This is a genomic window from Myroides sp. LJL115 (genome assembly GCF_054871665.1).
This window is the reverse complement of record NZ_JBTXLS010000013.1, coordinates 61,827-68,237: the sequence shown is the minus strand read 5'-3', so window position 1 is coordinate 68,237 and position 6,411 is coordinate 61,827. Positions and strand designations below refer to the sequence as shown.

At 33.0% G+C, this 6,411-nt stretch carries 6 protein-coding genes; 2 read left to right on the top strand and 4 right to left on the bottom strand.

Annotation, left to right across the window (positions count from 1 at the left end; genetic code table 11):
• Positions 1–354 precede the first annotated feature (354 nt).
• The 4 genes from rluF to ACYSNX_RS05225 are packed head-to-tail and all read right to left on the bottom strand — an operon-like array spanning position 355 to position 4,070.
• Positions 355–1,278, bottom strand: coding sequence for a 23S rRNA pseudouridine(2604) synthase RluF (rluF, locus tag ACYSNX_RS05240; RefSeq protein ID WP_461753637.1), 924 nt, complete (start codon positions 1,276–1,278; stop codon positions 355–357).
• A 37-nt stretch (positions 1,279–1,315) separates the two neighbouring features.
• Positions 1,316–2,146 (bottom strand): alpha/beta fold hydrolase, encoded by an 831-nt coding sequence (locus tag ACYSNX_RS05235; RefSeq protein ID WP_461753636.1) that lies wholly within the window; start codon positions 2,144–2,146, stop codon positions 1,316–1,318.
• A 48-nt stretch (positions 2,147–2,194) separates the two neighbouring features.
• Positions 2,195–2,974: a zinc ribbon domain-containing protein gene (locus tag ACYSNX_RS05230; protein WP_461753635.1), complete on the bottom strand. Its 780-nt coding sequence runs from the start codon at positions 2,972–2,974 to the stop codon at positions 2,195–2,197.
• A gap of 1 nt (position 2,975) precedes the next feature.
• Positions 2,976–4,070: a Nif3-like dinuclear metal center hexameric protein gene (locus ACYSNX_RS05225; RefSeq protein ID WP_461753634.1), complete on the bottom strand. Its 1,095-nt coding sequence runs from the start codon at positions 4,068–4,070 to the stop codon at positions 2,976–2,978.
• Positions 4,071–4,529: 459 nt separating this feature from the next.
• On the opposite strand from ACYSNX_RS05225, the gene lpxK reads away from it, so the two are divergent.
• Both lpxK and ACYSNX_RS05215 read left to right on the top strand, forming a co-directional pair.
• The gene (gene lpxK / locus ACYSNX_RS05220) at positions 4,530–5,555 is read left to right on the top strand and encodes a tetraacyldisaccharide 4'-kinase (protein WP_461753633.1); all 1,026 of its coding nucleotides are present in this window, start codon (positions 4,530–4,532) and stop codon (positions 5,553–5,555) included.
• Positions 5,527–6,339, top strand: a complete 813-nt coding sequence (locus tag ACYSNX_RS05215; protein ID WP_461753632.1) for a purine-nucleoside phosphorylase — start codon at positions 5,527–5,529, stop codon at positions 6,337–6,339. Before lpxK ends, ACYSNX_RS05215 begins: the two co-directional genes overlap by 29 nt.
• Positions 6,340–6,411: the final 72 nt, after the last annotated feature.

Here is a 6,411-nt window from a genome sequence, read left to right as displayed (position 1 = left end):
ACATGGTTATAACCGTGCGGATTCTTATGGACTTTCTTGTATGGAAATGCAAGGAGCTATCACGATTTTTACTGTAAATATTAAAAGAATACTCAAAATAGTGGATAATGAGTAGCGAATGGAGCTACTTTGTATAAAAGATAGTATAAGGCCTTTTTTTAGGCTGTTTAAGCCACTCAATAGTACAGCTAGAAAACAAATAACGCTTACAAAGAGACTTAAAAAAGTCTTTTATAAGCGTTATTTTTTGTCTTTAAAAAAGCTATTTCCTAAAAAGAGGCTACTTTATCAGTGCCCTCTATTTTTACAGTCCTGTTTTTTTTTATACGCACTTAAAATACTTTGATAAGTATCTTACTGTTCTCTTCTTCTACGTGTAGTTAAACGCTCATTGCGAAGTGGGGTAGCTTTAGTTTGGCTTGATTTTTTCTCACGTTCGAAATTCATCTTACCATCTCTACCGATTCTACCAACAGCCTTAGAACTAGTAACACTTCTTCTTGAAACTAGCATATCTTCTTTAGAATCCTGCAGATCCACACTTGCTTCTTGAGTTTTTATACTAGGAGCAATTAATTTATTTAATTCCTCTAATTCTGCCTTAGTTAAATCTCTGTATTCTCCTACGTTTACATCTAAAGAAATATTGATAATTCTAATTCTCTTTAAAGCAATAACATCATAATCAAAATACTCACACATTCTTCTAATTTGACGGTTTAATCCTTGGGTTAGGAATAAGCGAAATACAAATTTACTAATAGGCTCAACACGACAAGGCTTAGTAATGGTATCTAAAATAGGAACACCCCCACGCATTCCCTCTAAGAAACGATCTGTAATAGCACGGTTAACCGTTACAATATATTCCTTTTCATGGTTGTTTTTCTGACGTAAAATCTTGTTTACTATATCCCCATCATTTGTCATCAAAATCAATCCTTCACTGTCTTTATCTAATCGACCAATTGGAAATATACGTTTAGGATAATTGATATAATCTACAATATTATCTCTAACACTTTGGTTAGTGGTACATTCAATACCTCTTGGTTTATTAAAGGCTAAATAAACAGGTTCTTCTCCACTATTTTGAATAAGCTCTCCTCTAACATGAATCTGGTCTTGTTCACTTACCTTTAATCCCATAACAGGTAATTCGCCATTAACAGTAATTAGGCCTTGTTCTATCAAGCGATCTGCTTCTCTTCTTGAACAATATCCTACTTCGGATAAGTATTTGTTCAATCTAGTTTTTTCGTTGTCTTTGTTTTCCATAGTAAAAATACTATTTTAGTTAACCAAAATGATTCTCTTAAGATACTACAATAAATTCCTTTATACTTTGGTATACCTTAGGATCTTGTAAAGAATGGTCTAAATTTTTTGTGTAAATAAGCTTTGCCTTATTTTGCTTTAATGTTTCATGTAGTGCTTTACAAGATTCCAAGGGAATTACTTCATCTTCCTTATCGTGAATAATAAGGGTATCTTGGATAATACTCTTTGCAAATACATGGCCTGCATATTGAGACATATTTCTACCTATGATATTTTCTAAATAAGCAGTAAAGTCTTTTTGAAAACTAATGCTATAGCCCATCATCTGATAATAATTATCCACAATATCTTTAAAATTATCCAAACACCCCATAATTACCACTTTCTTCAAAGCTGGATTACTCGTGCAAGATAATGCCTCCAATAAAGCAAAAGACCCCAAAGAATGAGAAACTACTGCACTTGGATTGTATTGTGTTAGAACCTGTGAAATTAATTGGGAATACTGGTATACGGATAGTTCTTTACCTTGACTTTTTCCTTGCCCCATAGCATCTACGGCAATAATTCTATAATTATTAGGCAAATAATTTACCAAAGCTTCCCATCTACTAGAATTACTTTGCCAACCGTGGATTAAGACAATAGTATGAATAGGCTTTTTTGTGATATCCCAAATATAACATTGAATGGATAGCTTATCAAAGGTAATATTTTGCAAAGTAGCCCTTTGTAAAAAATCGGGTAATTCCCCTTGCAATTGTCCCTTTAAAGGAGTTGAAAATAATCTATAAGCTATCTTTATACTTGCCTTACTATTAAATACACTGCATATATTTAACAAAGTACCAATTAGCCTTTTCATAGGTTACAAAGTAAAAAAAGCCTCTTTAAGTAGAGGCTTTTTAATTTATTATATACTTGCAATAATCGCATCGATTTTTTCTTTTTCTTCTTCCGCTAATGCACTGTCTACTAAAATACGTCCACTGTGCTCATCGGTAATGATTTTTTTACGCGCTGCAATTTCCACTTGTGTTTGTGGAGGGATAGTAAAGTACGATCCTACAGATGCACCACGCTCAACAGAAACAACTGCTAAACCGTTTTTAACACCATTTCTAATTCTATTATAAGCTACAAGTAAACGCTCTTCAACGTCTAATTTGAACTCTTCAGATTTTTGCAATAGCAAATTCTCTTCGCGTTCTGTCTCAGCCATAATATCGCTTAACTCTTTTTGTTTATGTGATAAGTGCTCTTCTCTAGCAGATAAACGAGTTTGTGTTTCAGAAATATTACTTTTTTTGAACTCAATGCTAGCTTTCATTTCCTTAATGTGCTTTTCTGCTAGTTCAATTTCAAGATTTTGGAATTCAATTTCTTTTTCTAAAGAATTAAACTCTCTATTGTTCTTTACTTGATTTTGTTGCTCAGTATATTTCTTAATAGCTTCTTTGAACTCTTCGATAGAACCTTTTTTCTCTTTGATTCCTGCTTCAATTCCACTTAAATCAGTGTTTAACTTTTCTAAGCGTTTGTTTAGTCCAGCAACTTCATCTTGTAAATCTTCCACTTCAAGAGGCAATTCTCCTCTCATATTTCTAATTTCGTCAATTCTAGAGTCAATTAATTGCAAATCATATAGAGCTCTTAATTTCTCTTCAACGGTTAATTCTTTTTTCTTTGTCATCTTATAAGTAGTTAACTGGATTCGTATTTACTGTTGATAAAATAACTGCAAAAGTAGTGATTTTTTTTGAAAGATATTCAACTATATAATTTTTTGTAAACCTTTCACTCTCAAAATGACCTATATCCGCTAAAACAAGCTGGTTATCAGCTTGATAATAATCGTGATATTTTAAATCCGCAGTAATAAATATATCGGCATTTTGCCCAATGGCATCCTTTATTGCAAAACTTCCCGAGCCGCCAAGTACAGCTACTGTTTTAATTGGCTTATTCAAAAGCTTGCTATAACGTATGCCACCGCAGGTTAATTCTTGTTTGACTAATTTTAAAAAAGCCATTTCATCTACAGGTTGGTCTAACTCCCCAATCATTCCCATTCCTACATTTTGAAGAGAATTCTCTAAAGTATACAACTCATAGGCTACTTGCTCATAACTATGCGTGGTAAATAAAGCTTTTAAAATAGCGCTTTGTAAATGTTTTTCAAAAACAACCTCTAATTTAACTTCTTGTTCTTGCTGTAGTACCCCCACTGTTCCTATTGTTGGATTGCTTCCTTGTTTAGGTAGAAAGCTCCCCATACCTTGAGAGGTGAAACTACAACTTTCATATCCATCTATATTACCTGCTCCCTTATCAAAAAGTGCCTGTCTTACTTTGTCAATATCCTTTAAGGGAACGTAGGTAACTAATTTTTTGATATAATTTTGCTTAGGTAATAAAATACGAGTGTTTTTAACCCCTAAAACATCACATAAAACTTTATTTACTCCAAGATGGTGATTATCTAAGGCTGTATGAATAGCATAGATAGCAATATCGTTTTTTATAGCCTTAATTAGTGCTCTTTGCACATAATCCTTTCCAGTTAGCTTCTTTATACTAGAGAACCAAATAGGGTGAAAGCATACAATAAGGTTACATCCCTTTTCTATGGCCTCCTCTACCACTGTTTCTAAGGCATCATGCGCCACTAAAACAGAAGTGATTTCTTGATCGTAATCCCCTACTAAAAGCCCTACATTATCAAAACCTTCCGCATAACCTAAAGGCGCTAATTCCTCTAAGACACCAATAAACTCTTGAATCTTCATGGTAAAAAAATATAAATCTTATTTGTGTTAATTAAATCATCTACAAAGGTAGCTAAAAATTAAGCAGCCTTAAAATAACAAAACTAGCTCTTTTGCCTACTTGTTTTAAAAACAACCTATTTTCCAACTTAGATTAATTGCTCTGTATTATAGGATTTGGATGTACTAAAATAAGTAAAAACTTTTTTATAATCTACTTTATAAACCTACTTTACAAACAAAACCAGAACTTTATTACATCGACGTAAAGCTTATCTAGCAAGTGGTCCGTTTTAAAGCATTAGGGGATTTAAGTAGGGAAAACTAGGTAGTACACATCAAAAAATCGCTAAAACAACTCTATATTTGCATTTGCTTTAGCAGTCTACTTTACCCATGACCAGGTAGCTTAAATATATAAGCATCCCTTTTAAGTATAGCTTAGCCTTAGTATGTATTACAGTTTAAAAAATTAACTCTATGTCTTTTTTATTAAAATTACTTTTTCCATTTGCCCTTATTTACGCTTTGATTACTTCTTTGCGTACTTTCTTATATCAAAAAGGCATTTTTAAACGACATAGCTTTAAGGTTCCAACTATTGTGGTGGGTAATTTAAGTGTAGGAGGCACAGGTAAAACTCCTATGGTAGAATATTTGATACAACTTTTAAAGGACCGTTATAAGGTAGCTACACTATCTAGAGGATATAAACGAAAAAGTAAAGGTTTTGTACTTGCAAATGAGTATACCACTATGGAACAAATTGGCGATGAACCTTTTCAATACCATCAAAAGTTCAAAGATATCTTTGTTGCAGTAGACAATAAGCGCGTAGAAGGAATCCAAAATATTTTAAAGCTCCAACCCTCTACTCAAGTAGTTGTACTAGATGATGCTTTCCAACATTTAGCCCTAAAGGCTGGGTTATATATTATGCTTACCCAGTATAATGATTTTTTCTATGACGATCATATTCTTCCTTGTGGTAAATTAAGGGAGGTAAGAAACGGGTATAAAAGAGCCGATATTATTGTGGTCACAAAATGTCCAAAAGATTTAAGTCAAGAGAATCAGAGACATATCCGAAAAAAATTAAACTTGCTTCCGGGACAATTGTCTTTTTTTACGTATATTGAATTTAGTAAAATTGCAAAGAATAGAAGAGGTTCAATTTCCCTGGAGGAATTTAAAAAATCAGATTTTATTATGGTTGCAGGTATTGCAAAGCCAAAAAGTTTCTTTGATCACTTAAAAGATCAAAATACTATTTGTATGAGTTTTGCCGATCACCATAATTTTACTCCAAAAGACATTGAGCAAATTTTACATCAAGCAAAAGATAAAAAGATTATCACCACAGAGAAGGATTATGTCCGATTAAAGGATTTAATTCCCTGTGAGCAATTGTATTATTTACCAATTCAAAGTTCTTTTATTGCCCAGCAACAAGACTTTGACAAATCCATTTTAAACTATGTGGGAACAAGTACAACAAACGGTTAAGTATTTAAGTGAAAAAACAAATTTTCAACCTGAAATAGGAATTGTCCTAGGGTCGGGATTAGGAAATTTAACTGCTGATATTAAAATCGAGCATGAAATTCCATATGAACAAATTCCAAATTTCCCAGTTTCTACTGTTGAAGGACATAAAGGAGCTTTAATCTTTGGAACCATTGGAGATAAAAAAGTAGTTGCAATGCAAGGACGCTTTCATTACTATGAGGGATATGATATTAAAACAACTGTATTTCCAATTCGAGTGATGAAGTTTTTAGGAGTACAAACCTTAATTGTTTCTAATGCTTCAGGAGGTGTTAATCCTTCTTTCAAAATTGGAGATATTATGATTATTACCGATCATATCAACGCCTTCCCAGAACATCCTTTAAGAGGAGCAAATGATGAGCGTTTTGGACCTCGTTTTGTAAACATGAACCAAGTGTACACTCCTTATTTAATGGATAAAGCCAAAGATATTGCCTCAGAGTTAAACATAGATTTGAAACAGGGTATTTACTACGGTTTACAAGGACCTACCTTTGAAACTTTAGCAGAATACAAAATGGTGAAAGCCGTTGGCGCAGACTGTGTAGGAATGTCAACCGTACCAGAGGTAATTGTTGCTAGACATATGTCTATGGATGTATTTGGTATTTCTGTAATCTCTGATATGGGAGACGAAGAAGGAATAGCAGATGTAAACCATGAAGAGGTATTAAAAGCCGTACAAGCAGCAGAGCCAATTGCTCGTAAATTAATTACAGAATTAGTAGCAGCTATCTAAACAAATAAGTTTATAAAGCTTAGTTATAAAACCAAAAGTGGCTATAGAGAATCAAATGATTTCCTATAGCCA